The sequence below is a fragment of the Cupriavidus sp. OTU4054 genome, from assembly GCF_038440175.1.
GTDB lineage: Bacteria > Pseudomonadota > Gammaproteobacteria > Burkholderiales > Burkholderiaceae > Cupriavidus > Cupriavidus pauculus_D.
Map to the genome: position 1 here is coordinate 1 of NZ_JASATF010000044.1, position 26,544 is coordinate 26,544.

The following is a 26,544-nucleotide window of genomic DNA, read 5'->3' on the forward strand; positions in this document are numbered from 1 at the left end:
GCGGGGCGGGCCCCGCCCGCCGGGCCCGCCGCCCCGGCCCCCCCCGGGGCGCCCCCGGCCCCGGCTGCCGCCGCGCCGGCCCCTGCAGCGGCTCCGGCTCCCGCGCCGGCCGCCGCGCCCGCGCAGGGCGTGACCGGCAAGGCCGCGCACGCGAGCCCGTCGGTGCGCCGCTTCGCGCGCGAACTCGGCGTGGATGTCTCGCGCGTGCCGGGTACCGGTCCGAAGGGCCGCATCACCCAGGAAGACGTGCAGAACTTCGTCAAGGGCGTGATGAGCGGCCAGACCGCGGCGCCTGCCGCGGCCGCTGGCGCTGCCGCCGGCGGCGGCGGTGGCGAACTGAACCTGCTGCCGTGGCCGAAGGTGGACTTCAGCCGCTTTGGCGAGTTCGAAAGCAAGCCGCTGTCGCGCATCAAGAAGATTTCCGGTGCCAACCTGCACCGCAACTGGGTGATGATCCCCCACGTCACGAACAACGACGAGGCCGATATCACCGAGCTGGAAGCCTTCCGCGTGCTGCTGAACAAGGAAAACGAGAAGGCCGGCGTCAAGGTCACGATGCTCGCGTTCCTGATCAAGGCCACGGTCGCGGCGCTGAAGAAGTTCCCGAACTTCAATGCATCGCTGGACGGCGACAACCTCGTCTTCAAGAAGTATTTCAATATCGGCTTCGCGGCCGATACGCCGAACGGGCTCGTCGTGCCGGTGCTCAAGGATGCCGACAAGAAGGGCGTGCTCGAGATCAGCAAGGAGATGGGCGAGCTGGCCAAGGCGGCCCGCGACGGCAAGCTCAAGCCGGACCAGATGCAGGGCGGTTGCTTCTCCATCTCGTCGCTCGGCGGCATTGGCGGCACGCACTTCACGCCGATCATCAATGCGCCGGAAGTGGCGATCATGGGGGCGAGCAAGTCGGCCATGAAGCCGGTCTGGGACGGCAAGCAGTTCGTGCCGCGTCTGATGCTGCCGCTGTCGCTGTCGTACGACCATCGCGTCATCGACGGTGCCGATGCGGCGCGCTTCAACGCGTACATCGGCCAGCTGCTGGCGGACTTCCGCCGCATCATTCTCTGAGCGTGATCTGAGGCAGGGCGGGTACGGCGTCAACGTGCCCGCCCCGGCCTCGCCGCTCTCCCGCAGACACCCGATTCCAGAGGCCAGCCATGACTACATGTGTCGTTGTCAGGAAGGGTGCCGAAGTGGCAATCGCGGCCGACGCGCTGGTGACGTTCGGCGACACGCGGCTCTCGCGCGCCTACGAACGCAACCAGAAGGTCTTTCCGGTGGGCGAGAGCTTTGTCGCGCTGGCCGGGACGACCGCGCACTTTCCGGTCATGCGCAGCCTGCTGCTGGGCATGGGCGAGGAGTGCCGGCTCGGTTCGCGCGACGATGTCTTCCGCACGTTTCTCAAGGTGCACGAGAAGCTCAAGTCCGAGTACTTCATCAACACCAAGGAAGACGATGACGACCCCTACGAGTCGTCGCAGATCGTTTGCCTGATCGCCAATCCGCACGGCATCTTCGGCGTCTATTCGTATCGCGAGGTGTTTTCGTTCGACCGCTTCTGGGGCATTGGTTCGGGGCGCAACTATGCGCTCGGCGCGATGCATGCGGTCTACGATCGGCCGGACTTCGGTGCCGGCGATATCGCGCGCGTGGGCGTGGACGCGGGGGTGGAGTTCGACAAGAGTTCGGCGGGACCCATCGACGTGCATGTCGTCTCTCTGCAGGATCCGGCAACCCCGACAACCCAAAATGGAGGCGCGGCCTGAACCCCGCGGGGGCGGCGCGCATTTGAGGAGCAAAGCATGAGTGTGACCGAAGTCAAGGTGCCGGATATCGGCGATTTCGACGCGGTGGAAGTCATTGAAGTCCTGGTCAAGGCCGGCGATACGGTGGAAGAGGAGCAGTCGCTCATCGTCCTCGAGTCCGACAAGGCCAGCATGGACGTGCCGTCGTCGTCCGCCGGCAAGGTGGTCGAGGTCCGCGTGAAGGTGGGCGACAAGGTGGCCAAGGGAACCGTGATCTGCACGGTGGAGGCCGCCGCGGGCGCCGCGGCGCCGGCACCGGCCGCTCCCGCCCCGGCACCTGCGGCCGCCCCGGCACCCGCACCCGCGGCAGCACCCGCAGCGGCTCCGGCTGCCGCGACGCACACGGGCGGCGCCGACATCCAGTGCGACATGCTCGTGCTGGGCGCGGGCCCCGGCGGCTATTCGGCCGCGTTCCGCGCGGCGGACCTCGGCATGAACACCGTGATCGTCGAGCGCTACAAGACGCTCGGCGGCGTGTGCCTGAACGTGGGCTGCATTCCGTCGAAGGCGCTGCTGCACAACGCGGCGATCATCGACGAGGCAAAGGCGCTCGCTTCCCATGGCGTGTCGTTCGGCGACGTGAAGATCGACCTGGACAAGCTGCGCGGCTACAAGGAGTCCGTGGTCGGCAAGCTGACCGGCGGCCTCGCGGGCATGGCCAAGATGCGCAAGGTACAGGTCGTGCGCGGCCTCGGCACGTTCCTCGATCCGCACCATCTGGAAGTGCAGGAAACCGAGGGCGAAGGCCAGGCCACGAGCGGCAAGAAGACCGTCATCCAGTTCAAGCAGGCCATCATCGCGGCCGGCAGCCAGGCCGTGATGCTGCCGTTTATCCCGAAAGATCCGCGTATCGTCGATTCGACGGGCGCGCTCGAGCTGCCGAGCATCCCGGGCAAGATGCTCGTGATCGGCGGCGGCATCATCGGGCTGGAAATGGCCACGGTGTACAGCACGCTGGGCGCGCGCATCGACGTCGTGGAAATGCTCGACGGCCTGATGCAGGGCGCGGACCGTGACCTCGTGAAGGTCTGGGACAAGATGAACAAGCATCGCTTCGACAACGTGATGCTCAAGACGAAGACCGTCGGCGTGGAAGCGAAGCCTGATGGCATCTACGTGAAGTTCGAGGGCGAGGCCGCGCCGGCCGAGCCGCAGCGCTACGACTTCGTGCTGGTCTCCGTGGGCCGTACGCCCAACGGCAAGAAGATCGGCGCCGAGCGCGCCGGCGTTGCCGTGACCGATCGCGGCTTTATCGAGGTCGACAAGCAGATGCGCACGAATGTGCCGCATATCTTCGCGATCGGCGATATCGTCGGCCAGCCGATGCTTGCGCACAAGGCCGTGCACGAAGCGCACGTGGCCGCCGAGGCCGCGCATGGCGAGAAGGCGTACTTCGACGTCAAGCAGATTCCGTCGGTGGCCTACACCGATCCGGAAGTGGCCTGGGCCGGCCTGACCGAGGAGCAGTGCAAGGCGCAGGGTATCAAGTACGGCAAGGGCGTGTTCCCGTGGGCCGCCTCGGGCCGCGCGATCGCCAATGGCCGCGACGAAGGCTTCACCAAGCTGATCTTCGACGAAGAGACGCATCGCATCATCGGTGGCGGCATCGTCGGCACGCATGCGGGCGACCTGATCAGCGAGGTCTGCCTCGCGATCGAGATGGGCGCCGATGCCGTGGATATCGGCAAGACGATCCATCCGCACCCGACGCTGGGCGAGTCGATCGGCATGGCTGCCGAGATCTACGAAGGCGTCTGCACGGACGTCCCGCCGCCGCGGAAGAAGTAAACCCGAGCCGTGCGGGCCGGCACCGTGCGCATGCACTGCCGGCTCGCATGTCACGCCTCATCATGGGGCGTGGAACGGTGTCTCGCACCGTTCTTGCGCCGTTGTTGTGCCGTGGGGTGCCGTCACCGTGCGCCCTCCCTGACGCGCAATCCCGTGTCCGGTTCGATCTAACTCCCTGATTCGACGAAAGATTTCCGGTCGTTAAACGCCGGCGACGTGCTTTGGCACGCGGGTTGCTTTATTTGCGTTCAAACTTGGATACAAGATGGAACGCAAAGCAAACATGCCGTCATCCCGCCTTCCCGCGATCGCTACCCTGCTGGCGCAATACGCAAACGGTTCGCTGACTCCCACGCAATGCGTGGACGATGTGCTCGCGCGCATCGAGGCCAGCGACCGCCCCGAGGCCTGGATCCATCGCGTCGATGCCGAAGCGCTGCATGCGCGCGCCGGCGAGCTCGAAGCGCGGCTGGCCAGCGAAGGCGCGGCGCTGCTGGCGGCCATGCCGCTGTTCGGCGTGCCGTTCGCGGTCAAGGATAACGTCGATGTCGCGGGCCTGCCGACCACGGCCGCGTGCCCGGCCTTTGCCTACGTTCCCACGGAAACGGCCTTCGCCGTCGAGCAGTTGCTCGCGGCCGGCGCCATCCTGATCGGCAAGACCAACCTCGACCAGTTTGCGACGGGGCTCGTGGGCACGCGCTCGCCGTACGGGGCGGTGCGGCAGATCGACCAGCCCGATCGCGTGTCGGGCGGCTCCAGCTCCGGCTCGGCGGTGGCCGTGGCGGCGGGGTGCGTCGCGTTCTCGCTCGGCACCGATACGGCCGGTTCGGGTCGCATTCCGGCCGGCTTCAACCATCTCGTCGGCCTGAAGCCGACGCTCGGCCTGGTGAGCAAGCGCGGCGTGGTGCCGGCCTGCCGTTCGCTCGACACGCTGTCCATCTTCGCGCACGACGTGGCCGACGCGTGGCGCGTGCTGGCGCAGATTGCCGTGTTCGATGCGCGCGATGGCTATGCGCGCGAAATCCCCGCGCTGGGACTGCCGCGCGGGCCGCTGCGCATGGCGGTGCCCGATATCGCCGCGCGCGCGGAGGGTTTCGATGGCGACGCACTGGCCGCGCAGGCCTTCGCGCAGACCATGGACGCCGTGCGCGAGTCCTTGCAGATCGCGCCGTCCACCGTGCCGTTCGCGCCGCTGCAGGAAGCGGCGCTGCTGCTCTATGACGGCCCATGGGTCGCCGAGCGCCGCGCGGCACTGGGCACATTCTTCGATACGCACCACGACGCGCTCGATCCGACCGTGGCCGCCGTGATCGGCAAGGCCGACCGTTACAGCGCGACCGATGCGTTCGAGGCGCAGTACCGCATGGCCGATCTGCGCCGCGAGGCCGAGGCGATGTTCGCGTCGATCGACGTGCTCGTGGTACCGACCGCGCCCACGCATCCGACGATTGCCGCGTTGCGCGACGACCCGATCGGCGTGAACAGCCAGCTCGGGCGCTATACGAACTTCGTCAATCTGCTCGACCTGTGCGCGATTGCCGTGCCGGGTGTGCGCCGGGCCGATGGGCTGCCGGCCGGCATCACGCTGATTGGCCCCGCGGGGGCGGATCAGCGGATCGCCGTGCTGGGCGCGCGCATCGCGGCGCTGTTCGCGGCGCCGGCCGATGGTGCCGATGCCGGCGCCGTCATCGCGGATCTGCCGCTGCCGTTTGCCGAGCCCACCGTCGCGGTGGCCGTGGTCGGCGCACATCTGCGCGGCCAGCCGCTGAACTGGCAGTTGCGTGAAGCGGGCGCGACGCTGCGCGCGAGCACGCGCACCGCGCCGCGGTACCGGCTCTATGCGCTCGCCGGGACCACGCCGCCGAAGCCGGGCCTCGCGCGCGTGGCCGACGCCGATCACGCACACCCGGGTGCCGCCATCGAGGTCGAGGTCTGGGAGTTGCCGCTGCGCACGTTCGGCAAGTTCGTCGCCGATATTCCCGCGCCGCTGGGCATCGGCAACCTCGAACTCGAGGACGGCAGCCACGTGAAGGGCTTTATCTGCGAGCCCCACGCGCTGGCCGAAGGTGCCGGCGCCCGCGATATCACCGCCTTTGGCGGCTGGCGCGCCTACCTGTCCAGCCTCTGATCGAAACGTAAGCCCATCCACTGCCAGAGATCCAACCATGACCCATCGCCGCGACTTCCTCAAGCAAGCCAGCCTGCTGACCCTCGGTTCCGCGCTGCCCCTGCAGACGCTGCTGGCCGCCGAAAAACTGACCATCGGCGTGCTCTACGTCGGTGCCCGCAACGACTTCGGCTACAACCAGGCGCAGGCCGCCGCCACGGCGATCCTGAAAAAGCTGCCCAATGTGAAGGTCGTGGAAGAAGAGAACGTGCCGGAGACCATCGCGGCGCAGAAGACCATGGAGGCGATGATCCAGCAGGATGGCGCCACGCTGATCTTCGCGACGTCGTTCGGTTACTTCGATCCGCACGTGCTCAAGGTTGCGGCCAAATATCCGAAGGTGCGCTTCGCCCATTGCGGCGGCCTCTGGAAGGCGGGCAATCCCGCGAACATCTCGAGCTACTTCGGCTACATCGACGAGTGCCAGTACCTCGATGGCGTGGTCGCGGGCCATATGAGCAAGAGCAAGAAGCTCGGCTTCGTCGCCGCCAAGCCGATTCCGCAGGTGCTGCGCAATATCAACGCGTTCACGCTCGGCGCGCAGTCGGTGGACCCGTCCATCACGACCCACGTGATCTTCACGGGTGACTGGTCGATGCCCGTCAAGGAGGCCGAGGCGGCCAACGGCCTGATCGATCAGGGCTGCGACGTGCTCACGTGCCATGTCGATGGGCCCAAGGTCGTGATCGAAACCGCCGAGAAGCGTGGCGCGATGAGCTGCGGCTATCACGCAAGCCAGGCCGCGCTCGCGCCGAAGGGTTACCTGACCGGCGCCGAGTGGGACTGGGCCACGCCGTACAAGTCCCTGACCGCCGACGTGCAGGCCGGCAAGGTGCCGCCCAACGTGCTGCGCGGCGGCCTGCGCGAGGGCTACGTCAAGCCGTCGCCGTACGGCGCGAAGGTGACGCCGGCCGCGAAGCAGGCGGCCGATGCGGTCAAGAGCAAGATGATGGCCGGCCAGTTCGCGATCTTCAAGGGACCGCTGAAGGACAACAAGGGGGGCGTGGCGATTCCGGCCGGCACCAGCCTCGCGCAGACCGACTACGTGCTGGAGAGCATGAACTACCTCGTCGCCGGCGTGGTGGGGCAGGGTTGAAGCGGTACGTCATGAAGCAGGAGCGCCAACATGCCTGATGCCGGCACGCCACGCACGTCGCATAGCGCGGCGACACTTTCCGCGCTGCTCAACGGCGTGCTGCCCGCATTGCCGACCGTGCTTGCGCTGATCGGCACGCTGCTGCTGTTCTCGCTGTTCCTGCTCGTGCAGGGCGCGCCCGCGCTGGAAGCGTTGACACTGATCTATCAGGGCGCCTTCGGCACGTCGTTCGCGTGGCAGAACACGCTGATGCGCGCGGCGCCGCTGATGCTGACCGCGCTGTGCGTGGCATTGCCCGCGCAGGTCGGCCTGATCGTGATCGGCGGCGAGGGCGCGCTGGCGCTCGGCGGCCTGGCCGCCGCCGTGCTGCCGCAATGGCTGCCCGCCGGCACGCCGTGGCCCGTGATGGTGACCGCGATGGGCGCCGTTGCGATGGTGACGGGCGGCGCGTGGATCGGCCTCGCGGGCGCGCTGCGCCACTGGCGCGGCGTCAACGAGACCATCGGCAGCCTGCTGCTGTCGTATATCGCCATCGCGGTGTTCAAGCAGCTGGTGGAAGGGCCGCTGCGCGACCCGGCCAGTCTCAACAAGCCGTCGACGCTGCCGCTGACCGATGCCGCGACGATCGGCACGCTGCCCGGCATGGATGTGCACTGGGGCCTGTTCTGGGGCGTGCTCGCGTGCGTCGCGGCATGGGTGCTCGTGCGTCACGGCACGGCGGGGTTTGCCATGCGCGTGGCCGGCGGCAATCCGCGCGCCGCGCGCATCGTGGGCCTGCCGGTGCGCCGGCTCGCGCTGCTCGCGTGCGTGCTCGGCGGTGCCGCGGCCGGCCTTGCCGGCATGTTCGAAGTGGCGGCCGTGCAGGGCAGCGCCAACGCGGCGCTGCTGGCGGGCTACGGCTACGGCGGCATTCTGGTCGCATTCGCGGCGCGTCAGCATCCGCTCGCGATCGTCGCTTGCGCGCTGCTGATCGGCGGTATCGAGAGCAGCGGCAGCCTGCTGCAACGCCGGCTCGATCTGCCCGATGCCACCACGCTCGTGCTGCAGGGCCTGCTGTTCGCCAACCTGCTGGCATGGGAAGCCCTGGGCGGCCGCATCGCGGCATGGCGCCTGCGCCTGCAGGCACGCATGCAGGCGTCGCGGCCCGGTAGCGAAGGCGCCTCGATGGAGACCCGTCATGTCTGATCTGCAATCGCCATGGGTCGTGCTGGTGCTGTCGCTGGTCAGCGGCGCCATTCGCGTCAGCACGCCGTATCTGTTCGTGAGCCTTGGCGAGTGCCTGACCGAGAAGGGCGGCCGCGTGAACCTCGGCCTGGAAGGCATTCTCGTGTCGGGCGCGATGAGTGGCTACGCGGTGGCCTATCTGTCCGGGTCGCCGTGGACCGGCGTGCTCGCGGCCGCATGCGTGGGGCTGCTGCTCGGCTGCCTGCACGGGCTGGTCTGCTCGCTGCCGCGCGTGTCCGATATCGCGTTTGGTATCGCGCTGATGCTGCTCGGCACCGGCCTTGCATTCTTTATTGGCAAGCCCTTTATCGCGCCGCAGGCGCCGATGCTGCCGTCGCTCGAACTCGGCAAGTGGACCCACATGCCGCAGCTGGAACAGGTGCTGCGCATCAACGTGCTGTTCGTCATCGGCGTGGCGCTGGCCTTCGTGCTGCAATGGGGCATGCGCGCGACGCGCTGGGGCCTGACGCTGCGCATGGTCGGCGATCACGCCGAGACCGCGCGCGCGATGGGCTATCCGCTCACGCGCATCCGCGTGGCCGCCACCGCGATCGGCGGCGCGTTCGCGGGCGTGGGCGGCGCGTATCTGTCGCTGGTCTACCCGGGCAGCTGGAACGAAGGGCTGTCGAGCGGGCAGGGCCTGATGGCCGTGGCGCTCGTGATCTTCGCGCGCTGGCAACCGCTGCGCTGCCTGTGGGCCGCGCTGCTGTTCGGCGCCGCGGGCGCGCTCGGTCCGGCACTGCAGGCCATTGGCGTGACCAGCGGGTATTACCTGTTCAATGCCGCGCCCTATGTGCTGACCCTCGTCATCATGATCATCAACTGCCGTCCCGATCGTGCGCTCGCCGGCGCCCCGGGCGAACTGAGCCTGACGCGCTGACGCATTGACGCGCGGAAGCTCTGCAACGGAGAACACCACCCATGTCCCGCACCATCGAAGCCAAACCTTATCCGTGGCCGTACAACGGCGATCTGCGTCCGGAGAACACGGCGCTCGTCATCATCGACATGCAGACCGACTTCTGCGGTTTTGGCGGCTATGTCGATCGCATGGGCTACGACCTGTCGATGACGCGCGCGCCCATCGAGCCGATTCGCCGCGTGCTCGACACCATGCGCGCGCAGGGCTTCACGATCATCCATACGCGCGAAGGCCATCGGCCCGACCTGTCGGACCTGCCCGCCAACAAGCGCTGGCGCAGCCGCCAGGCCGGCATCGATGGCGTGGGCATCGGCGACGACGGCCCCTGCGGCAAGATCCTCGTGCGCGGCGAGAAAGGCTGGGAGATCATCGACGAACTCGCGCCGCTGCCGGGCGAGGTCGTGATCGACAAGCCCGGCAAGGGCTCGTTCTGCGCGACGGACCTCGAACTGATCCTGCGCACGCGCGGTATCGAGAACCTCGTGCTCACGGGCATCACGACCGATGTGTGCGTGCATACGACGATGCGCGAGGCCAACGACCGTGGCTTCGAATGCACGATCCTCGCCGATTGCTGCGGCGCCACCGATCGCGGCAATCACGAGGCCGCGCTGCATATGGTGACGATGCAGGGCGGGGTGTTCGGCACGGTGTCGGACTCCCACGCGCTGCTGGCGACGCTGGGAGCGTGATCATGGCGGGCGGGCTGGGGCTCGAGGTGGTAGGGGCGTCGAAGTCGTTCGGCACGTTCCGGGCGCTCGACGACGTGTCGATCCGCGTGGCGCCGGGCACCATCCATGCGCTGCTCGGCGAGAACGGCGCGGGCAAGAGCACGCTGGTCAAGGGGCTCGTCGGCTACGGCGTGCTCGATGCGGGGCAGATCGTCGCCGACAACCGCGAGGTGCGCATTGCCTCGCCGCGCGACGCGCAGGCCCTGCGCATCGGCATGGTGTACCAGCATTTCACGCTGGCGGAGGGGTTGTCGGTCGAAGAGAACCTGCTGCTCTCGCGCGGGCGGCTGCCATGGCGCATCGACTGGTCGCGCGAGCGTGCCGCGTTGCGCGACTTCATGGGCCGCATGCCGTTCCGCCTGCCGCTCGATGCGCCGGTGTCCGCGCTCGCGGCCGGAGAGAAACAGAAGCTCGAAATTCTCAAGCAGCTCTATCTGGAGCAGCGCTTCCTGATCCTCGACGAACCGACCTCGGTGCTCACGCCGCAGGAAGCGGACGAGGTACTGGGCCTGATGCGCACGCTGACCTCGCGTGGCGAGCTCACGGTGCTGATGATCACGCACAAGTTCCGCGAGGTGATGGCCTATGCGGACGATGTGACCGTGCTGCGCAAGGGCCGGCAGGTCGGCACCTGCAAGGTGATGGAGGAGGAGACGGATCTGCCTTCGCGGCTCGCCGCCTGGATGATGGGCACCGAGGGCTCCGCGATCGATCGCCGCACGCTCGCGCACGACGGCGGCGATCGCGCCGCGCGCAAGCCCGTGGCCGCCGATGCGCCCGTGCGGTTGCAGATCGACGATGCCACCGTGATCGACGGTCGCGGCCATGCGGCCGTGCGCGATCTCGCGCTCGCGGTCAGGGCCGGCGAGATCCTGGGGATCGCGGGTGTGTCCGGCAATGGCCAGCGCGAACTCGTGGAGGCGCTCACGGGGCAGCGGCCGCTGCGGCAGGGCGCAATGCGCGTGGCCGGACAGCCGTATCACGCCACGCGCGAGCAGATGCGCGCGGGCCGCGTGTTCGCGATTCCCGAGGAGCCATTGCGCAACGCGTGCGTGCCGGGCATGAGCATCGCCGACAACCTGGCCCTGCGCGACTTCGATCGCGCGCCATTGCGCCAGCACGGCTGGCGCTTCAACCGCCGCGCCACGCGCGAACGTGCCCGCGCGCGTATCGCGGAGTTCAACGTCAAGCCGCCGGTGCCGGACCGGCCGATCGGTACGCTCTCGGGCGGCAACGTGCAGCGCGCGGTGCTCGCGCGCGAACTGGGTCAGCCCGTCGATGTGCTGATCGTCGCGAACCCCGTGTTCGGGCTCGATTTCGCGGCGGTCGCCGATATTCATGCGCGGCTGCTTGCCGCGCGCGATGCGGGCGCGGCCGTGTTGCTGATCAGCGAAGACCTCGATGAACTGCTTGCGCTGGCGGACCGCATCGCGGTGATCGCGGAGGGGCAGATCGTGTTCGAAGTTCCCGCCGGCACCGCGGACCGTGAAGTGCTCGGCCGGCATATGGCCGGCCAGCATGGCGACCGCGACCGGCCGCTCGCGGCCTGAAGTGTCTTCTCGTTCCGGACATGCCTGACTCGACGTCGCCCACCATGCTTACTGCCGCCGCGCAACCGTCCCCATTCACGTTCGACCCGCGCCATACCGCGCTCGTCGTCATCGACATGCAGCGCGATTTCATCGAGCCGGGCGGCTTCGGCAGCTCGCTCGGCAACGACGTGACGCTGCTCTCGGGCATCGTCCCGACGACCGCGGCGCTGCTTGCGCATGCGCGCGCGTCGGGCTGGTTCGTCGTGCATACGCGCGAGTCCCATGCGCCCGATCTGGCCGATTGCCCGCCCGCCAAGCGCCTGCGCGGATCGCCGGGCATGCGGATCGGGGACCCGGGCCCCATGGGCCGCATCCTGATCCGGGGCGAGCCCGGCAATGCGATCGTCGATGCCGTCGCGCCAGTGGCGGGCGAGCTCGTGATCGACAAGCCGGGCAAGGGCGCGTTCTACGCGACGTACCTCGACGCGGCCCTGCGCGATCGCGAGATCCGCTATCTGGTGTTTGCCGGCGTGACCACCGAAGTCTGCGTGCAGACCTCGATGCGCGAGGCCAACGATCGCGGCTACGACTGCCTGCTGGTCGAGGATGCGACCGCGAGCTACTTCCCGGCCTTCCGCGATGCGACGCTCGCGATGATCCGTTCGCAGGGCGGCATCGTCGGCTGGACCGCGCCACTGGCCGCGCTGGCCGCGGCCGCCTGATCCTCACTTCTTATGTCCAAGACCATGGAAATCAATCGACCCGAAGCGGTCGCGCAAGTCGCGGCCGCGTTCGAAGCCTATGAGCGCGCGCTCGTCGATAACGACATCGCCGCGATGAATGCCTTGTTCTGGGAAACGCCGGAGACCGTGCGCTACGGCATCGCCGAAGTCCAGCTCGGCGGCGCGGCAATTCGCGCATGGCGGGAAACGTGCGAACCGGTGCCGCGTTCGCGGCGGCTCCATCGTACGGTGGTGACGACGTTTGGCGACGACTACGCCACGGTGAGCACCGAGTTCACGAGCGATGCCACGCCGCTGCTCGGGCGGCAGATGCAGACGTGGGCGAGACTCGAGGCGGGATGGAAGATCGTGGCGGCGCATGTGAGCCTGATCGAGCCGCCACAATGAAAGGATAAGAAAGACAAAAAAAACCCGGCCGCCAGATCGGGCGCCGGGTTTCAACGATACCGTTGGAGGTACCGAGGAGACGTGGGTACGGGATGTGTGACATCCCCGTTGGCAAAGCGCACAGTGCGGCGGTGCGCTTTGCCAACGGACCGGCCGAAGCCGGTCGCGGGTCAGGCAGCTACGTCAATCAGACGGTAGCGGCAGCCGACTTCTTGGCAGCGGTGCGGGCCGATGCGCTGGCTTGCTGGGCAGCCTTGCTTGCGGCGGTCGCGGCAACCTGGAAGTTGCTTTCAGCAATTTCCACGGCTTGCTTGGTGGCCTTCTGGACCGACTCGTAGGCGTTGTTCGCCGCCGAGATGGCCGACTTCACGATTGCGACGGTCGATTCCGAACCGGCCGGTGCGTTCTTGGCGAAGTTGTCGACGAGCGCTTGCACGTTCTTCGAGCCTTCGGCCAGCTGCGCTTCGGCGACCTTGGTGAACTCGCTCTGGGTTTCCGAAGCGATTTCGTACAGGTGACGCGTGTAGGCGAGGGTCTTCTCGGCGACCGGCTGAATCAGCGAAGCCTGGATGGCCAGCACTTCCTGCGCATCCTTGGCCGTCAGGGTCTTCTTGGCGTTGTCGACGTTCTCGGCGAAGGTCGCCTTGACCACTTGCAGGTTCAGTTCAACAAGCTTCTCAACGCCTTCGAAGGCTTTGGTGGTCAGACCGAACAGGGTCTCGAGGTTGGCCTTTTGCGCTGCTGCAACTTGTTCCGGGGTAAGGATCATTGCTGGTCTCCAGTGGATGAAGTGGGTGGACTTCAAGGTCTAGCAAAATGAAAGTAGGTCGCCCAGATGTCAGAGCCATGAACCGCGGTCCAGGCCAGCCCGAGCGTACGTTTTGCGTCTGTCGCACCGCCGACCCCCGATGATCGTTCGTCGATCATTTTTAGAGGGTTTACCATTGGTGCGCCGCAACAATTCCTATTCTAAGGTTTGTCTCATTGGAGTCAAGCGCTTTTTGTGCATCGCACAAAAGTAACCGGCACAAATGGCGCCACAGGGGCAGGGCTCGCCACCTCCGGGGCCCGCTATCAGGGTTTGTCCCTATCAAGAAAGCCGCGCGGCCAATGATGCGGCGCGGGATTTTCGGGCGCGGAAGGCGCCCCGGAGGCCGCTTCCGCGCGGGCAGGGCAGCGGTGCTAACATCGCGCCCTATACTTGCCTGCCCTATGCTTGCCTTCTACGCCGATCACTTCGTCCTTCCGCTTCCACCCGGCCATCGGTTTCCGATGCGCAAATACAGCATGTTGCGGGACGCGGTGGCCGCGGAAGTGCCCGGTATCGTGTTCCGGGAGGCGCCGCGCGCCGATGACGACGCGCTGGCCCTGGCCCATGACGCGACTTATATCGCCGATGTGTCGGCCGGCCAGCTGGACCCCGCGCGCCAGCGTGAAATCGGCTTTCCGTGGTCCATGGAAATGGTGGAGCGCTCGCGCCGCTCGGCCGGCGCGACCATCGAAGCCTGCCGGAGCGCGTTCGCCGAGGGCGTGTCGGTCAACCTCGCCGGCGGCACGCACCATGCCTATGCCGACAAGGGCGGCGGCTTCTGCGTGTTCAACGATGCCGCCATCGCCGCGCGCCGGCTGCAGCGCGATGGCCTGGCGCGGCGCGTGGCCGTGATCGACCTCGACGTGCATCAGGGCAACGGCACCGCGTCGATCCTGCGCGACGATCCGTCGATCTTCACGCTCTCGCTCCACGGCGAGAAGAACTATCCGTTCCGCAAGGAAGCCAGCGACCTCGACGTCGGCCTGCCCGACGGCTGCGACGACGAGACCTACGCGCAGGCGCTGCAGGGCGCGCTCGACACCTTGTTCGCGCGCTTCGCGCCGGACCTGCTGATCTACCTGGCCGGCGCGGACCCGCACGAGGGAGACCGCCTCGGGCGCTTGAGGCTGACCCTGGCGGGGCTGGCGCGGCGCGATACGCTGGTCTTCGACGCGGCGCTCGCGCGCGGCCTGCCGATCGCCGTGGCCATGGCCGGCGGCTATGGAAACCGCATCGAGGACACGGTTGCCGTGCATCTGCAGACGGTGACGCTCGCGGCGCGCCACCATGCGCAATGGCGGGCACGGCATACGGGGGCTGGCGTGGGGGTGTCGGCCGGGGTGGCGACCGGGGTGGCGACATGAGCGCGGGCGGTAACGTCGCCGTGGCCGGCGTGCCGGAGGCGGCGGGCACGGGCCAGCGCCTGTGGCTCGCGGCCATGCCCTGGCTGTTCGTGGTGCTATGGAGCACGGGCTTTATCGTCGCCAAGTACGGGTTGCCCTATGCGGAGCCGATGACGTTCCTGTTCCTGCGCTTTGCCGGCGTGCTGGTCCTGATGGTGCCGTTCGTCGTGCTCGCGCGTGTGCCGCTGCCGCGCACGGCGCGCGGGGCGATCGACGGGGTCCGCATCGGCCATATCGCGGTGTCGGGTCTGCTGCTGCAGGCCGGCTATCTCGGCGGAGTCTGGGCGGCGATCAAGCTTGGCATGCCCGCGGGCCTGTCCGCGCTGATCGTCGGCATGCAGCCCGTGCTCACGGCGATGGTCGCCACGCGCATGGGCGAGCGGGTACGGTTCCTGCAATGGCTCGGGCTGGTCCTCGGCCTCGTCGGTGTCGGACTGGTGGTATCCAGCAAGCTCAGCACGATCGGGCTGTCGGTGACGAGTCTCGCGCTGGCGGTGGGCGCGCTCGCGTCGATCACGGCCGGCACGCTGTACCAGAAGCACTTCTGCCCGATGTTCGACCTGCGCATGGGCGCGGTCATCCAGTTCGGTGCCTCGGCCGTTGCCTGCCTGCCGTTCATGTTCGCGTTTGAGACACGCGAGGTGCACTGGAACCTCGCGCTCGCCGGGGCGCTAGCGTGGTCGATCGTGGCGCTGTCGCTCGGCGCGATCTCGCTGCTGTTCCTGCTGATCCGGCGCGGGGCCGCGATGCGCGTCTCGAGCCTCATGTACCTCACGCCGCCGACCACGGCGGTCATGGCGTGGCTGCTGTTCGGCGAGCGGTTCTCGCCCGTGGCGGCCGCGGGCATGGCGGTGGCGGCGTTGGGCGTGGCATTCGTGATCCGCCGCCCGCGATCGTAGTGACTACTCTAGACACAAGGAGACCCGACAGCATGGCCAGCGCAGACAGCGAAGTTACCGACATCCCGGCCGAGGCGGCCATCGTCGATCGCGCGATCGTCACGCGCCGCTCGATCCGCGCGTTTCTGGACACGCCGGTGCCGCGCGAGACCATCGAGGACATTCTCTCGGTGGCCAGCCGTGCGCCGTCGGGCACGAACGCGCAGCCGTGGCGCGTGTACGTACTGGCCGGCGATGCGAAGGTGCGGCTCTGCACGGACGTGCTCGCCGCGTACGACGATCCTGAACGCGATGCCAAGTATCACGAGGAGTATCCCTACTATCCGCGCGAGTGGGTCAACCCGTATCTCGCGCGCCGCCGCAAGGTGGGCTGGGACCTGTACGGGCTGCTGCAGATCGGCAAGGAGGACAAGGCGCGCATGCATGCGCAGCACGCGCGCAATTTCCAGTTTTTCGATGCGCCGGTCGGGATGATCTTCACGATCGACCGGATCATGGAGCAGGGGAGCTGGCTCGACTACGGCATGTTCCTGCAAAGCATCATGGTGGCCGCCCGCGCGCGCGGGCTCGATACCTGCCCGCAGGCGGCCTTCACGCAGTTCCACAGCGTCATCCGCGACCACCTGCGCTTGACGGCGGACGAGATGGTGGTGTGCGGGATGGCGCTGGGTTACGCGAATCCCGAGGCGGTGGAGAATCAATTGATCACGGAACGTGAACCGGTCGAGGGGTTCGCGCGTTTCCTGTCGTGACACGAACGGAGGCTCAGGAAGTGTCGCGCATGGCCGATAAACAGGAATGGCGGTCGGCCCGCGCGGCAGTGGAAGGGCATGAAGGTGATGTATCGATTTCTTTTTCCGTAATACGGAATGTCTGCGAAATCGAACTTTAACGAGCTTCTGTAAGTCTCTAATCTTGCTAAGAATTTCTTTATTTCCTAAACTAGCGCCATTCCTGATGCCGCGTCGCACAGAACAATGTTCCGGACCGATTTCTCCCTATTTCGCCTCTTCAGCCCGGTTGGGCTGAATACGCTTGCAACGGCCGCGCTGGTGTCGCTGGCCGTGCTCGCCGCTCCCGTGGCCGAAGCGGCCACTTCCAAAAATGCCAAATCTGCGCAATCGTCGGGTAAGTCCGCGAAAAAGCCGGTAAAAGCGACTAAGTCTTCTGCCAAGGTTGCCGCCGCGAAGGAATCGGCGGCGCCGTCGCGCAAGACCATCGTGTTGCGGAACGGCAAGCGAACCGTCGTCGCGCAACGCGCCGCGCCGGTCCGCGCGGCCTTCGTGCCGGCCAAGCCGTCGCTCGGTGAAGCGATGGGTCTGCGCGACACCGAGGACGCGCTCGCGCTGCGTTCGTCCGTGGCGCTCGTGATGGACCAGAGCACCAACGAGGTCCTGTTTCAGAAGAACCCGACCGCCGTGCTGCCGATCGCATCGATCACGAAGCTGATGACCGCGCTCGTGGTGATGGACTCGCGCCTGCCGATGGACGAGGTGCTGACGATTGGCGAGGAAGACAAGGACCTCGAGAAGCACAGCAGCTCGCGCCTGCGCTTCGGCACGCAGCTGACGCGGCAGGAACTGCTGCTGCTCGCGCTGATGTCGTCGGAGAACCGCGCCGCGTCGGTGCTGGGCCGCAGCTACCCCGGTGGCCTGCCCGCATTCGTCTCGCAGATGAACCGCAAGGCGCGCGAACTCGGCATGAACGACAGCCACTTCGTGGATTCGAGCGGCCTGTCGAGCAGCAACGTCTCGAGCGCGATGGATCTGGCGCGCCTCGTCAACGCCGCCTATCGCAATCCGACGATTCGCGAGTTCTCGACGCAGACCGAGCATGAAGTGAACGTGCTCGGCCGCACGCAGCATTACGTCAGTACCAACCGCCTCGTACGCGGCGGCAACTGGGAAATCGGCCTGCAGAAGACCGGCTTCATCTCGGAGGCCGGCCAGTGCCTCGTGATGCAGGCGCGCGTCAACGGCCGCAACGTGGTGATGGTGTTCCTGGATTCGGTGGGCAAGCTCTCGCGCTTTGCCGATGCCACGCGCGTGCGCGACTGGCTCGAGCACGCGCCGGCGGCGCAGCAGCCGCACGCGTTCCCGAACTCCCCAAACCTTACGCAGGGCCCTAGCCATCCGCATGCGGTCCTGGTCTCGCAGCAGGCACGCGGCATCTGACCTTTTGCCGCAGCCAACTTGAAAACGCGCCCGGGCGGCAGCCCGCGGCGCGTTTTTTTATGGATGGACGTTTGCATGGAAGCCTCGAACAACGCGACTGTCGCCAGCGTGGGCGACGCACCGCACGATATCGAACGCGCCGCGGCGTCGCTCGTGCTCGCTTTCGATACCGATCCGTTCATGCGCTGGATGTACGACGGCCCGGACGGCTATCTGCGCGGCAGTGCCTCGTTGTTCCGCGTGCTCGTCGCCGATGCGCGGGGCGCGGGCGGCGCGCGGACGATCGCGGTCGATGGGCGCAGCGCGGGCACGGCGTTGTGGCTGCCCCCAGGCGCGGAGGATGACGATGCCGCCATCGACGACGTGGTGCGCCAGACCGTGGAGGCGCCGCTGCGGAAGGTCCTCGGCGAACTGATCGGCCGCGTCTACGAGACGCGGCCCACCGGTCCGCACTGGTATCTGTCGTCGATCGGGATCGATCCCGCATTCCGGGACCGGGGCCTTGGCGGCCGCCTGCTCGCGGAGGGCCTGCAGGCCTGCGACGCGGCGCATCTGCCCGCGTGGCTATGGTCGTCCAATCCGCGCAATCTGGATTTCTACGGCCGCCACGGTTTCGAGGCGCTGGCCACGATTCGTGTGGGAGGCGCGCCGCCGCTGTTTCCGATGCTGCGGACGGCGCGTTGACGTTCAGTGCGCGGTGGCTTCGCCCGCGCCGATGCCCGTTTCCGAACGCAGTTCCTGCGCTTCGAAGCCCGCCTTGTCCACGGCCGCGCGGCGCGACTTGTCGGTGACCGAGAACAGCCAGATCCCCGCGAAGCCGATGGTCATCGAGAACAGCGCCGGCGACGTGTAGGGGAAGGGCGCGCTCTTGAAGTGGAACACGTCCACCCACACGGCCTGCGACAGCACGGTGAGGATCACGGCCGACAGCAGGCCGAGGAAGCCGCCGATCATCGCGCCGCGCGTGGTGCAGCCGCGCCACAGCACCGACATGAACAGCACCGGGAAGTTGGCCGAGGCCGCCACGGCGAACGCGAGCGAGACCATGAACGCGATGTTCTGCTTCTCGAACACGATGCCGAGCACCACGGCGACGAAACCTAGCACGATGGTCGTGAGCTTCGATACGCGCAGCTCCATCGCGCTCGATGCCTGGCCGTGCTTGAAGACCGTCGCATAGAGGTCATGCGAGACGGCCGTGGCGCCGGCCAGCGTCAGGCCCGCCACCACCGCGAGGATCGTCGCGAAGGCCACGGCCGAGATAAAGCCGAGGAACACGTTGCCGCCCACCGCGCTGGCCAGATGCACGGCCGCCATGTTCACGCCGCCCAGGAGCTTGCCGCTGCCGTCCTGGAAGCTCGCATTGGTCCCCACGAGCACGATCGCGCCAAAGCCGATGATGAACGTGAGGATGTAGAAGTAGCCGATCCACGTCGTGGCCCAGAACACCGACTTGCGCGCTTCCTTCGCGTTGGGCACGGTGAAGAAGCGCATCAGGATGTGGGGCAGGCCCGCGGTACCGAACATCAGCGCGATGCCGAACGAGATGGCCGAGATCGGATCCTTGATGAAGTTACCCGGGCTCATGATCGATTCTTTCTTCGCGTGGACCTCCACGGCCTTGGCGAACAACTGCTCGGGGCTGAAGTGGTATTGCGCGAGCACCATGAACGCCATGAACGACGCGCCGCCGAGCAGCAGGCAGGCCTTGATGATCTGCACCCACGTCGTGGCCGTCATGCCGCCGAACAGCACGTACACCATCATCAGCACGCCGACGATGACGACGGCGATCCAGTACTCGAGGCCGAACAGCAGCTTGATGAGCTGTCCCGCGCCGACCATCTGCGCGATGAGGTAGAACGCCACCACGACGAGCGTGCCCGACGCCGCGAACGCGCGGATCGGACCCTGCTTGAAGCGATACGCGGCCACGTCGGCGAACGTGAAGCGGCCGAGATTGCGCAGCCGCTCGGCCATCAGGAACGTGATGATGGGCCAGCCCACGAGGAAGCCGATGGAATAGATCAGCCCGTCATAACCGCTCGTGTAGACCGCGGCGGAAATGCCGAGGAACGAGGCCGCGGACATGAAGTCGCCCGCGATCGCGAGGCCGTTCTGGAAGCCGGAGATACCGCCGCCCGTGTAGAACGCGGCGGCCGATTTGGTTTTCTTGGCGGCCCACTTGGTGATGAACAGCGTGCCGATGACGAACACCACGAACATGCCGATGGCGGTCCAGTTCGTGGGCTGCTTCACCGCCTGACCGAGGTCTCCGCCCGCCGCGAGGGCGCCAGCCGAGGCAATCATGGCCGCGAGCGCGGCCGCAACGAGGCGGGCGTTCATGCGACCTCCTGCTTGATCTTGTCGGTCAGGTCGTCATACACGCTGTTGGCGTGACGCACGTACAACCCGGTGATCACGACGGTGAAGACGATGACGAACAGGCCGATCGGCATGCCCCATGTCATCACGCCGCTGCCCACGCGCGCGGCGAGGACTTCCTTGTCGAATGCGATCAGCAGCACGTATCCGTAGTACACCACGAGCATCACGGCCGTGAGCATCCAGCTCAGCCGGCCACGACGCCTGATCAACTCCCGATACTGCCGGCTGGCCTTCAGCCTTTCCATCACATCTTGCTGCATGGTGTCTCCTGCATGATCTTTGTCACCGTGTGCGCACGGAATGGTGACAAGGTAATGCGCGGCCCTTACCCGGTTCTTACACGGGGCAGGGCGCGATGCAGGGGTAAACGCGAAGGCCGGTGGAGATGCGACAGAAGCGTGCGATATCAGAGCAGCTTGCCGGGGTTCATGATGCCGGCGGGATCGAAGACACGCTTGATCTCGCGCATCAGGCGCAGTTCCAGCGGGTCCTTCGTATGCAGGAACGCATGGCGCTTCAGCTGGCCGATGCCGTGCTCCGCGCTGATGCTGCCGCCGTAGCGCACCACCTCGTCGAGCACTTCGTCGGTGAAGGCTTCGCCATCCTGCGCGGCCCATTCGCGCGGCGCGCCGGCCGGGCGGGAGAGGTTGTAGTGCAGATTGCCGTCGCCGAAATGGCCGAAGATAAAGGGCCGGATATCCGCGCTGCGCGCGCGCAGGCGTGCTTCCATCGATGCCATGAACGCCGGGATATGCTCGATCGGCAGCGAGATATCGTGCTTGAGATGCGGACCGTCCGCGCGCTGCGCTTCCGAGATTTCCTCGCGCAGCTTCCACAGCGCATGCAGTTGCGCGAGGGAGGCCGATACCACGGCGTCGAGGCAGAGTTCGCGCTCCAGCGCATCGCCGATGACCTGCTCGAGCAGCGCGTTGAGCGCGGCCTCGTCGGTGCTGTCGGCGAGCTCCATCAGCACATACGACGGATACCGCTGCGCGAACGGTTCCTGCACGCCCTCGGCATGCGCGAGCACGAGGTCCAGGCACGCGCTCGTGAAGAACTCGTAGGCCTGCACGCGCGCGCCGCAGCGCTCGAACAGCAGCTCGAACAACTCCAGCGCCTGCTTCGGCGATTCCACCGCGGCGAGCACCACGCAGCGCGTATCGGTGCGCGGGAACAGCCGCAGCGACGCGGCCGTGATCACGCCGAGCGTGCCTTCCGCGCCGATCAGCAACTGCTTGAGGTCGTAGCCCGTGTTGTCCTTGCGCAGCGTGCGCAGGCCATTGAACACCTCGCCATTGGGTAGCACCGCTTCCACGCCGAGCACGAGCTCGCGCGTCATGCCATAGCGGACGACGTTCACGCCACCGGCGTTCGTCGACAGGTTGCCGCCGATCTGGCAGGAGTCCTCGGCCGCGAGCGACAGCGGCAGCAGACGGTTCGCTTCCGCGGCGGTGCGGCGCAGGTTGCCGAGAATGCAGCCCGCTTCGGCGACCATCGTGTTGGCAATCGTGTCGAGCGAGCGCACGGCGTTCATGCGGTCGAGGCTCAGCACCACGTTGACGGGCTGCGCATCGGGCGTGGCGCCACCGCACAGGCCCGTATTGCCGCCGCGCGGCACCACGGGTACGCCGGCCTGCTGGCACAGCGCGAGCGCGCGCGACACGTCATCGACGGTACGCGGCCGCACCACGGCCTGCGCGTGTCCACGATAGATGCCGCGCCAGTCGGCGAGCCACGGGGCGATATCGTCAGGGGCGGTGAAAACCGTATCGGGGCCGAGCGCTTCCGTCAGCCGGGCGGGAAAATCGGAACTGGACATGAGAAGGTGTGCGTTCGGTGGCTATGCGGCCGCGCCGTGCGAGCCGTGATGCGACAACTGGCTGCCGTGGCCGGCGGCCGTGGCATCGGTCGCGTAGCCCATGCCGCGCGAGATCTGCAGCGCGGTGTCCTTGAGGTTCTGCAGCCAGCTGTCCTGCAGCCGGTCCGCCGGCGCCGACAGCGACAGGCCCGCAACGAGGCGCCGCGAATCGTCGTAGATGCCCGCGGCGATGCAACGCACGCCGAGTTCGAGCTCCTCGTTGTCGCGCGCATAACCGTTCGTGCGAACCCAGTTGAGCTCGCGCTCGAGCTTGGTCAGATCGGTAATGGATGTGCGCGTATGGCCGGCGAGTCCTGTGCGCGTGGCATAGCTGCGCACGCGCACCGCCTCGTCCGCGGCCAGAAACAGCTTGCCGACCGACGTCAGGTGCAGCGGCGCGCGGCCGCCGATCGCGCGCACGACCTGCATGCCCGAGCGCTCGCTGTACGCGCGCTCGATATAGACGATCTCGTCGCCCTGCCGCACGGACAGGTTCACGGTCTGCCCCGTGACGCGGTGCAGCGCGCGCATGGGCGCCAGCGCCGCATCGCGCACCGAAAGGCGCGCCTTGACGAGGTTGCCGAGCTCGAGCAACCGCATGCCCAGGCGATAGCTGCCCGGATCCGACCGGTCCACGAAACGGCACGCGACCATGTCGTTGAGAATGCGGTGCGCGGTCGAGGGATGCAGGCCGGTCGCCAGCGACAACTCCTTCAGGCTGACCGGATCGGCATGCTGGGCGAGGGCATCGAGCAGCGTCATCATGCGTTCGATGACCTGGATCGATGTCTTGCCCGGCGACTTCTCTGTTTCTGCCATGAGTGAAATGTTGCCCTGCGGCAATTTTTTAAGCGGTTGCCTGATTCTATCTCGCATCGTGAAAATTTCAATAGGTGAAATGTCGGTGCAGTGTGTACAGATGAGCAGGATTGGGCCTCGGGCTGAATAAGTTGAGCCGCGCGGCGCCGGGCGCGCGGCATAATTGCGGGGTTTCGGGTCTGGATAAAAGGAAAACGATGCGAGTCGGGCTGTTTGCCACCTGCCTGGTGGACCTCATGCGGCCGGAGATTGGGTTCTCCGTGCTCAAGCTGCTGGAAAACGCCGGCTACGACGTCATGGTGCCGGAGGCGCAGACGTGCTGCGGCCAGCCGGCCTACAACTCGGGCGAGCGGGCGGTCTCGCGCGATCTGGCCGAGAAATTCCTGCGCGAGTTCGAGATGTTCGACTACGTCGTGGTCCCGTCGGGCTCGTGCGGTGGCATGATCCGCCATCACTATCACGACCTGCTGCGCGACGATCCCGAACTGCATGGCCGCTACGAGCGGCTGCGCGAACGCGTGTTCGAGCTGACCGACTTCCTCGTCAATGTGGCAAAGGTGCGGACGCTCGATTCGGGCTTCACGGGACACGTGACCTATCACGACTCGTGCTCGGGCCTGCGCGAGCTCGGCGTCAAGCAGCAGCCGCGCGCGCTGCTGGGCCAGTTGCCCGGCGTGACGCTGACCGAAATGAACAACTGCGAGGCATGCTGCGGGTTTGGCGGCACGTTCTCGGTCAAGTACGGCAACATCTCGACGGCGATCGTCGACGAGAAGTGTGCGAACATCAAGGCGAGCGGCGCCGACGCCGTGGTACTGGGCGACCTCGGCTGCATGCTCAATATCGAGGGCCGCCTGCGCCGGTCCGGCGACGACCGCACGCGCGTGCTCCATATCGCGCAGGTGCTGGCCGGCGACGCATAACGACATACGAGACGAGCCCCACGATGCAAGTCCACAGCATGGAATTCAAGGCGCGTGCCGGCCAGAAGCTGGCCGACCAGCGCCTGCAGCAGAACCTCAAGAAGCTTTCCACGAAATTCGTCTCCGCGCGCGCCGAGGCCATTCAGGCGATCGACTTCGACGCCACGCGCGCCGCGCTGAAGGAGCGCCGCAATCGCGCGCTGGAGAACCTCGACGTCTGGCTCACGACCTTCGAGGAAGCCGCGACGAAGCGCGGCGCCACCGTGCTCTACGCGGAAACCACGGCCGACGCGGCGAAGCTCGTGGCCGATATCGCGCTGAAGCATGGCGTGAAGAAGGTCATCAAGTCGAAGTCGATGGTGACCGAGGAAATGCGGCTGAACCAGGTGCTCGGCGAGATGGGCGTGCAGAGCATCGAGACCGATCTGGGCGAATACATCCTGCAGATCAACGACTCGGAGCCGCCGTCGCACATCATTGCGCCCGTGATCCACAAGGACAAGGACGAAGTGGCGGACCTGTTCGCGCGCGTCCACAACAAGCCGCGCCTGACCGACGTGTCGGAGATGACCCGCGAGGCGCGCGGCGTGCTGCGTCCCGAGTTCCTGTCCGCGGACATGGGCGTGACGGGCGGCAACTTCGTGATCGCGGAGACCGGCTCGGTGGCCGTGGTGACCAACGAGGGCAACGAAGGCATGTGCACGATCATGCCGCGCGTGCACGTGGCGGTGACCGGTATCGAGAAGGTCCTGCCGACGCTCGAGGATCTGGCCACCGTCATGCGGCTGCTGCCGCGTTCGGCCACGGGACAGGCCATCTCGAACTATTTCTCGCTGCTGACGGGGCCGCGCGCCGAGGGCGAGAAGGATGGGCCCGACCATATGTACTTCGTGCTCGTCGATGGTGGCCGCAGCGGGCTGATCGGCGGCGAGTTCCAGGAGATGCTGCGGTGCATCCGCTGCGGCGCCTGCATGAACCATTGCCCCGTGTACCAGAAGATCGGCGGGCACGCGTACGGCTGGGTCTATCCGGGGCCGATGGGCAGCGTGCTCACGCCCAGCTATGTGGGGCTGGCCAATGCGATCGATCTGCCGCAGGCGGCCACGCTGTGCGGCGAATGCAATCGCGTGTGTCCGGCGTCGATTCCGCTCTCCGACCTGCTGCGCAAGCTGCGCGAGAAACAGATGGAGCGCGGCCTGCGGCCATGGCAGGAACGGTTTGCCTTGCAGGCGTGGGGGTATGTGGCCAGGCGTCCCGCGCTGTATGCGTTTGCCACGCGGATCGGCGCGCGCTTCCTGTCGCGGCTCGGCGGCCGCAGCGGGCTGATCGCCAGCCTGCCGATGGCGGGCAAGGGGTGGACCGAGACGCGCGATATGCCCGCGCCGAGCGGGCGTACGTTCCGGGAGCTGTACAAGGAGAGGAGGGCGCGCGCATGAGCGTCAATACCGAAACCCTCGCGACGATGCGCGCGGCGCTCGACCGTCATCTGCGGGGCGATCTGCCGGTGACGGGACTGATCACCGCATGGCGCGGCGCCGCGCCGGCGCTGACGCTGCCGCCCGTGTTCGGGCAGGCCATGGAAGAGTTGCTGCGCCGTCTGGAGATGTCCGCCGCGTTCGCGCAGGACAGCTGCTCGTTCTCGAGCACGGCGATCACCGACCAGCTGACGCGCTGGCTCGACAAGGCCGGTACGGTCTGAGGGGGGGGCGTCGTTGCCTGCCAGGCAACGATGTCCTCCACATCTTGCTGTTGCTCGAACGCATTCTCACGCCAACAATCCGTAACACACGACGCCCCATCCCATATCGCGCGGGCGCGGAAGAACGGAGAGGAAGAGGATGCGCCATACCCCCAATGTCATCGCCCGCGGCCTGTCCACCGCGGCCCGCCTGCTCGGCCTGACTGCGCTCGGCGTCCTGCCGATACTGGCGCACGCGGCCGAGACGTTTCCGAACAAGCCCATCTCGATGCTCGTGGCCTTCCCGCCCGGCGGCCCCGCCGACGTCGTGGCCCGCGCGATGCAGCCCGCGATGGCGAAGGTGCTGGGCCAGCCCGTGGTCATCGAGAACCTGCCCGGCGCCGGTGGCGCGCTCGCGATGCAGCGGCTGCTGAGCCGGCCCGCCGACGGCTACACGCTGATCATGGGCTCGCCGAACGAGGCCATCCTCACGCCGCTCGCGCTGGCCAGCGCGAAGTACAAGTCCGAAGACCTCGCGCTCGTCGCGCCCGTGTCGAACCACCCGCTCGTGGTCATGACGCGCAACGACCTGCCCTACACCTCGCTCGAACAGATCATCGCGGCCGGCAAGGCGCCCGGCGCGCAGAGCCTGACGTTCGGCAATCCCGGCTATGGCACGATGTACCACATCGTCGCCGAGTACATGGCCAAAGCGACCGGTGCGAAGGTGCTGCAGGTCCCGTACAAGGGCGCCACGCCGATGCTGGCCGACCTCACCGGCCATCAGATCGACATGACGATCCTCCCGAATATCGGTGCCTCCACGCAGTTGCTGGAGACGCGCAAGATCAAGGCGGTGGCCGTGCTCGACAGCCAGCGCATGCGCAACCTCCCCGACGTCCCGGCCATCGGCGAAACGCAGGTGGCGAAGAAATCCGAGTTCGTCTACGCGATCTGGATCGGCGTGATGGCGCGCGCGGGCATGCCCGCGGACCGCGCGCGCGTCCTGCTGGACGCATCGCAGCAGGCATTGCGCTCGCCCGAACTGATCAAGGCGCTCGAGCTCTCCGGCGTGCAGCCGCTGCCGCCGCAGACGCTCGAGACCTCGGCAAGGTTCTACGCCGACGAGACCGCGAAATTCCGCAAGATGGCGCGCTCGGTCGAGCTCGTCCCGCAGTAATCAACTCCAGCAAGCC

25 protein-coding genes are annotated in these 26,544 nt (G+C 67.1%); 20 read left to right on the forward strand and 5 right to left on the reverse strand.

All coding sequences use genetic code 11. The features are described from left to right. From AAHB16_RS30795 to hpxZ, 11 genes are all read left to right on the forward strand, one after another. On the forward strand, nucleotides 1–1,068 hold a 1,068-nt coding region (locus AAHB16_RS30795), incomplete at its 5' end, for a dihydrolipoyllysine-residue acetyltransferase (protein ID WP_342052772.1). 89 nt (nucleotides 1,069–1,157) lie between these two features. Continuing rightward, nucleotides 1,158–1,766, forward strand: coding sequence for an MFS transporter (locus AAHB16_RS30800; RefSeq protein ID WP_150371398.1), 609 nt, complete (start codon nucleotides 1,158–1,160; stop codon nucleotides 1,764–1,766). Nucleotides 1,767–1,802: 36 nt separating this feature from the next. Further along, entirely contained in the window at nucleotides 1,803–3,593 is a 1,791-nt protein-coding gene (gene lpdA / locus AAHB16_RS30805; protein ID WP_342052773.1) for a dihydrolipoyl dehydrogenase, read from the forward strand. Between the two features lie 265 nt (nucleotides 3,594–3,858). Further along, the gene (atzF, locus tag AAHB16_RS30810) at nucleotides 3,859–5,721 is read left to right on the forward strand and encodes an allophanate hydrolase (protein WP_342052774.1); all 1,863 of its coding nucleotides are present in this window, start codon (nucleotides 3,859–3,861) and stop codon (nucleotides 5,719–5,721) included. Between the two features lie 37 nt (nucleotides 5,722–5,758). Then, nucleotides 5,759–6,856, forward strand: a complete 1,098-nt coding sequence (locus AAHB16_RS30815; RefSeq protein WP_150371400.1) for a BMP family ABC transporter substrate-binding protein — start codon at nucleotides 5,759–5,761, stop codon at nucleotides 6,854–6,856. A gap of 30 nt (nucleotides 6,857–6,886) precedes the next feature. Then, on the forward strand, nucleotides 6,887–8,041 hold the full coding sequence (locus tag AAHB16_RS30820; protein WP_150371401.1) for an ABC transporter permease: 1,155 nt from the start codon (nucleotides 6,887–6,889) through the stop codon (nucleotides 8,039–8,041). Beyond that, a complete protein-coding gene (locus AAHB16_RS30825) occupies nucleotides 8,034–8,960 on the forward strand; it encodes an ABC transporter permease (protein WP_150371402.1) in 927 nt (308 codons plus the stop codon). Before AAHB16_RS30820 ends, AAHB16_RS30825 begins: the two co-directional genes overlap by 8 nt. Nucleotides 8,961–9,001: 41 nt before the next feature. Continuing rightward, the gene (gene biuH, locus AAHB16_RS30830; protein ID WP_150371403.1) at nucleotides 9,002–9,694 is read left to right on the forward strand and encodes a biuret amidohydrolase; all 693 of its coding nucleotides are present in this window, start codon (nucleotides 9,002–9,004) and stop codon (nucleotides 9,692–9,694) included. Between the two features lie 2 nt (nucleotides 9,695–9,696). Next, entirely contained in the window at nucleotides 9,697–11,283 is a 1,587-nt protein-coding gene (locus AAHB16_RS30835; RefSeq protein WP_342052775.1) for an ABC transporter ATP-binding protein, read from the forward strand. A gap of 20 nt (nucleotides 11,284–11,303) precedes the next feature. Next, nucleotides 11,304–11,987, forward strand: coding sequence for a cysteine hydrolase family protein (locus AAHB16_RS30840; protein ID WP_411859810.1), 684 nt, complete (start codon nucleotides 11,304–11,306; stop codon nucleotides 11,985–11,987). 24 nt (nucleotides 11,988–12,011) lie between these two features. Then, on the forward strand, nucleotides 12,012–12,395 hold the full coding sequence (gene hpxZ, locus AAHB16_RS30845) for an oxalurate catabolism protein HpxZ (RefSeq protein ID WP_150371405.1): 384 nt from the start codon (nucleotides 12,012–12,014) through the stop codon (nucleotides 12,393–12,395). 187 nt (nucleotides 12,396–12,582) lie between these two features. Here hpxZ and phaP1 read toward each other — a convergent pair whose 3' ends face one another. Beyond that, nucleotides 12,583–13,164, reverse strand: a complete 582-nt coding sequence (gene phaP1, locus AAHB16_RS30850) for a TIGR01841 family phasin PhaP1 (protein WP_150371406.1) — start codon at nucleotides 13,162–13,164, stop codon at nucleotides 12,583–12,585. Between the two features lie 443 nt (nucleotides 13,165–13,607). Here phaP1 and AAHB16_RS30855 point away from each other — a divergent pair, with 443 nt between their 5' ends. The 5 genes from AAHB16_RS30855 to AAHB16_RS30875 all read left to right on the forward strand — a co-directional run bounded on the left by AAHB16_RS30855 (nucleotide 13,608) and on the right by AAHB16_RS30875 (nucleotide 18,366). After that, entirely contained in the window at nucleotides 13,608–14,570 is a 963-nt protein-coding gene (locus AAHB16_RS30855; RefSeq protein WP_342052776.1) for a histone deacetylase family protein, read from the forward strand. A 74-nt stretch (nucleotides 14,571–14,644) separates the two neighbouring features. Continuing rightward, nucleotides 14,645–15,508, forward strand: coding sequence for a DMT family transporter (locus AAHB16_RS30860; protein WP_342052785.1), 864 nt, complete (start codon nucleotides 14,645–14,647; stop codon nucleotides 15,506–15,508). A 32-nt stretch (nucleotides 15,509–15,540) separates the two neighbouring features. Next, a complete protein-coding gene (locus tag AAHB16_RS30865; RefSeq protein WP_150371409.1) occupies nucleotides 15,541–16,260 on the forward strand; it encodes a nitroreductase in 720 nt (239 codons plus the stop codon). Nucleotides 16,261–16,485: 225 nt separating this feature from the next. After that, complete coding sequence (pbpG, locus tag AAHB16_RS30870; protein WP_150371410.1) at nucleotides 16,486–17,682, forward strand: D-alanyl-D-alanine endopeptidase; 1,197 nt, start codon at nucleotides 16,486–16,488, stop codon at nucleotides 17,680–17,682. A gap of 75 nt (nucleotides 17,683–17,757) precedes the next feature. After that, complete coding sequence (locus AAHB16_RS30875; RefSeq protein WP_191002188.1) at nucleotides 17,758–18,366, forward strand: GNAT family N-acetyltransferase; 609 nt, start codon at nucleotides 17,758–17,760, stop codon at nucleotides 18,364–18,366. A 3-nt stretch (nucleotides 18,367–18,369) separates the two neighbouring features. Here AAHB16_RS30875 and AAHB16_RS30880 read toward each other — a convergent pair whose 3' ends face one another. The 4 genes from AAHB16_RS30880 to AAHB16_RS30895 all read right to left on the reverse strand — a co-directional run bounded on the left by AAHB16_RS30880 (nucleotide 18,370) and on the right by AAHB16_RS30895 (nucleotide 22,747). Continuing rightward, on the reverse strand, nucleotides 18,370–20,028 hold the full coding sequence (locus tag AAHB16_RS30880; protein WP_150371412.1) for a cation acetate symporter: 1,659 nt from the start codon (nucleotides 20,026–20,028) through the stop codon (nucleotides 18,370–18,372). Further along, nucleotides 20,025–20,330 (reverse strand): DUF485 domain-containing protein, encoded by a 306-nt coding sequence (locus AAHB16_RS30885; RefSeq protein ID WP_150371413.1) that lies wholly within the window; start codon nucleotides 20,328–20,330, stop codon nucleotides 20,025–20,027. The genes AAHB16_RS30880 and AAHB16_RS30885 overlap by 4 nt, the downstream gene beginning before the upstream one ends. A 146-nt stretch (nucleotides 20,331–20,476) precedes the next feature. Further along, nucleotides 20,477–21,889, reverse strand: a complete 1,413-nt coding sequence (locus AAHB16_RS30890) for an FAD-binding oxidoreductase (protein ID WP_342052777.1) — start codon at nucleotides 21,887–21,889, stop codon at nucleotides 20,477–20,479. 21 nt (nucleotides 21,890–21,910) lie between these two features. Further along, a complete protein-coding gene (locus AAHB16_RS30895) occupies nucleotides 21,911–22,747 on the reverse strand; it encodes an IclR family transcriptional regulator (RefSeq protein ID WP_150371421.1) in 837 nt (278 codons plus the stop codon). A 197-nt stretch (nucleotides 22,748–22,944) separates the two neighbouring features. Here AAHB16_RS30895 and AAHB16_RS30900 point away from each other — a divergent pair, with 197 nt between their 5' ends. From AAHB16_RS30900 to AAHB16_RS30915, 4 genes are all read left to right on the forward strand, one after another. Further along, on the forward strand, nucleotides 22,945–23,670 hold the full coding sequence (locus tag AAHB16_RS30900; RefSeq protein WP_342052778.1) for a (Fe-S)-binding protein: 726 nt from the start codon (nucleotides 22,945–22,947) through the stop codon (nucleotides 23,668–23,670). A 23-nt stretch (nucleotides 23,671–23,693) separates the two neighbouring features. Next, the gene (locus tag AAHB16_RS30905) at nucleotides 23,694–25,106 is read left to right on the forward strand and encodes a LutB/LldF family L-lactate oxidation iron-sulfur protein (RefSeq protein WP_342052779.1); all 1,413 of its coding nucleotides are present in this window, start codon (nucleotides 23,694–23,696) and stop codon (nucleotides 25,104–25,106) included. Continuing rightward, on the forward strand, nucleotides 25,103–25,369 hold the full coding sequence (locus tag AAHB16_RS30910) for a hypothetical protein (protein WP_342052780.1): 267 nt from the start codon (nucleotides 25,103–25,105) through the stop codon (nucleotides 25,367–25,369). The genes AAHB16_RS30905 and AAHB16_RS30910 overlap by 4 nt, the downstream gene beginning before the upstream one ends. A gap of 139 nt (nucleotides 25,370–25,508) precedes the next feature. Next, the gene (locus AAHB16_RS30915) at nucleotides 25,509–26,528 is read left to right on the forward strand and encodes a tripartite tricarboxylate transporter substrate binding protein (protein ID WP_342052781.1); all 1,020 of its coding nucleotides are present in this window, start codon (nucleotides 25,509–25,511) and stop codon (nucleotides 26,526–26,528) included. Nucleotides 26,529–26,544 lie beyond the last annotated feature (16 nt).

What these genes read in the sequence shown, in the direction of transcription:
- phaP1 (WP_150371406.1), bottom strand. Translation starts at nt 13,164, where the DNA reads ATGATCCTTACCCCGGAACAAGTTGCAGCAGCGCAAAAGGCCAACCTC.
- atzF (WP_342052774.1), top strand. Translation starts at nt 3,859, where the DNA reads ATGGAACGCAAAGCAAACATGCCGTCATCCCGCCTTCCCGCGATCGCT.
- AAHB16_RS30900 (WP_342052778.1), top strand. Translation starts at nt 22,945, where the DNA reads ATGCGAGTCGGGCTGTTTGCCACCTGCCTGGTGGACCTCATGCGGCCG.
- AAHB16_RS30840 (WP_411859810.1), top strand. Translation starts at nt 11,304, where the DNA reads ATGCCTGACTCGACGTCGCCCACCATGCTTACTGCCGCCGCGCAACCG.
- AAHB16_RS30895 (WP_150371421.1), bottom strand. Translation starts at nt 22,747, where the DNA reads ATGGCAGAAACAGAGAAGTCGCCGGGCAAGACATCGATCCAGGTCATC.
- AAHB16_RS30825 (WP_150371402.1), top strand. Translation starts at nt 8,034, where the DNA reads ATGTCTGATCTGCAATCGCCATGGGTCGTGCTGGTGCTGTCGCTGGTC.
- AAHB16_RS30885 (WP_150371413.1), bottom strand. Translation starts at nt 20,330, where the DNA reads ATGCAGCAAGATGTGATGGAAAGGCTGAAGGCCAGCCGGCAGTATCGG.
- AAHB16_RS30835 (WP_342052775.1), top strand. Translation starts at nt 9,697, where the DNA reads ATGGCGGGCGGGCTGGGGCTCGAGGTGGTAGGGGCGTCGAAGTCGTTC.
- AAHB16_RS30905 (WP_342052779.1), top strand. Translation starts at nt 23,694, where the DNA reads ATGCAAGTCCACAGCATGGAATTCAAGGCGCGTGCCGGCCAGAAGCTG.
- AAHB16_RS30910 (WP_342052780.1), top strand. Translation starts at nt 25,103, where the DNA reads ATGAGCGTCAATACCGAAACCCTCGCGACGATGCGCGCGGCGCTCGAC.
- AAHB16_RS30820 (WP_150371401.1), top strand. Translation starts at nt 6,887, where the DNA reads ATGCCTGATGCCGGCACGCCACGCACGTCGCATAGCGCGGCGACACTT.
- hpxZ (WP_150371405.1), top strand. Translation starts at nt 12,012, where the DNA reads ATGGAAATCAATCGACCCGAAGCGGTCGCGCAAGTCGCGGCCGCGTTC.
- AAHB16_RS30815 (WP_150371400.1), top strand. Translation starts at nt 5,759, where the DNA reads ATGACCCATCGCCGCGACTTCCTCAAGCAAGCCAGCCTGCTGACCCTC.
- AAHB16_RS30860 (WP_342052785.1), top strand. Translation starts at nt 14,645, where the DNA reads ATGCCCTGGCTGTTCGTGGTGCTATGGAGCACGGGCTTTATCGTCGCC.
- AAHB16_RS30890 (WP_342052777.1), bottom strand. Translation starts at nt 21,889, where the DNA reads ATGTCCAGTTCCGATTTTCCCGCCCGGCTGACGGAAGCGCTCGGCCCC.
- AAHB16_RS30875 (WP_191002188.1), top strand. Translation starts at nt 17,758, where the DNA reads ATGGAAGCCTCGAACAACGCGACTGTCGCCAGCGTGGGCGACGCACCG.
- biuH (WP_150371403.1), top strand. Translation starts at nt 9,002, where the DNA reads ATGTCCCGCACCATCGAAGCCAAACCTTATCCGTGGCCGTACAACGGC.
- AAHB16_RS30865 (WP_150371409.1), top strand. Translation starts at nt 15,541, where the DNA reads ATGGCCAGCGCAGACAGCGAAGTTACCGACATCCCGGCCGAGGCGGCC.
- AAHB16_RS30800 (WP_150371398.1), top strand. Translation starts at nt 1,158, where the DNA reads ATGACTACATGTGTCGTTGTCAGGAAGGGTGCCGAAGTGGCAATCGCG.
- AAHB16_RS30880 (WP_150371412.1), bottom strand. Translation starts at nt 20,028, where the DNA reads ATGAACGCCCGCCTCGTTGCGGCCGCGCTCGCGGCCATGATTGCCTCG.
- pbpG (WP_150371410.1), top strand. Translation starts at nt 16,486, where the DNA reads ATGTTCCGGACCGATTTCTCCCTATTTCGCCTCTTCAGCCCGGTTGGG.
- lpdA (WP_342052773.1), top strand. Translation starts at nt 1,803, where the DNA reads ATGAGTGTGACCGAAGTCAAGGTGCCGGATATCGGCGATTTCGACGCG.
- AAHB16_RS30915 (WP_342052781.1), top strand. Translation starts at nt 25,509, where the DNA reads ATGCGCCATACCCCCAATGTCATCGCCCGCGGCCTGTCCACCGCGGCC.
- AAHB16_RS30855 (WP_342052776.1), top strand. Translation starts at nt 13,608, where the DNA reads ATGCTTGCCTTCTACGCCGATCACTTCGTCCTTCCGCTTCCACCCGGC.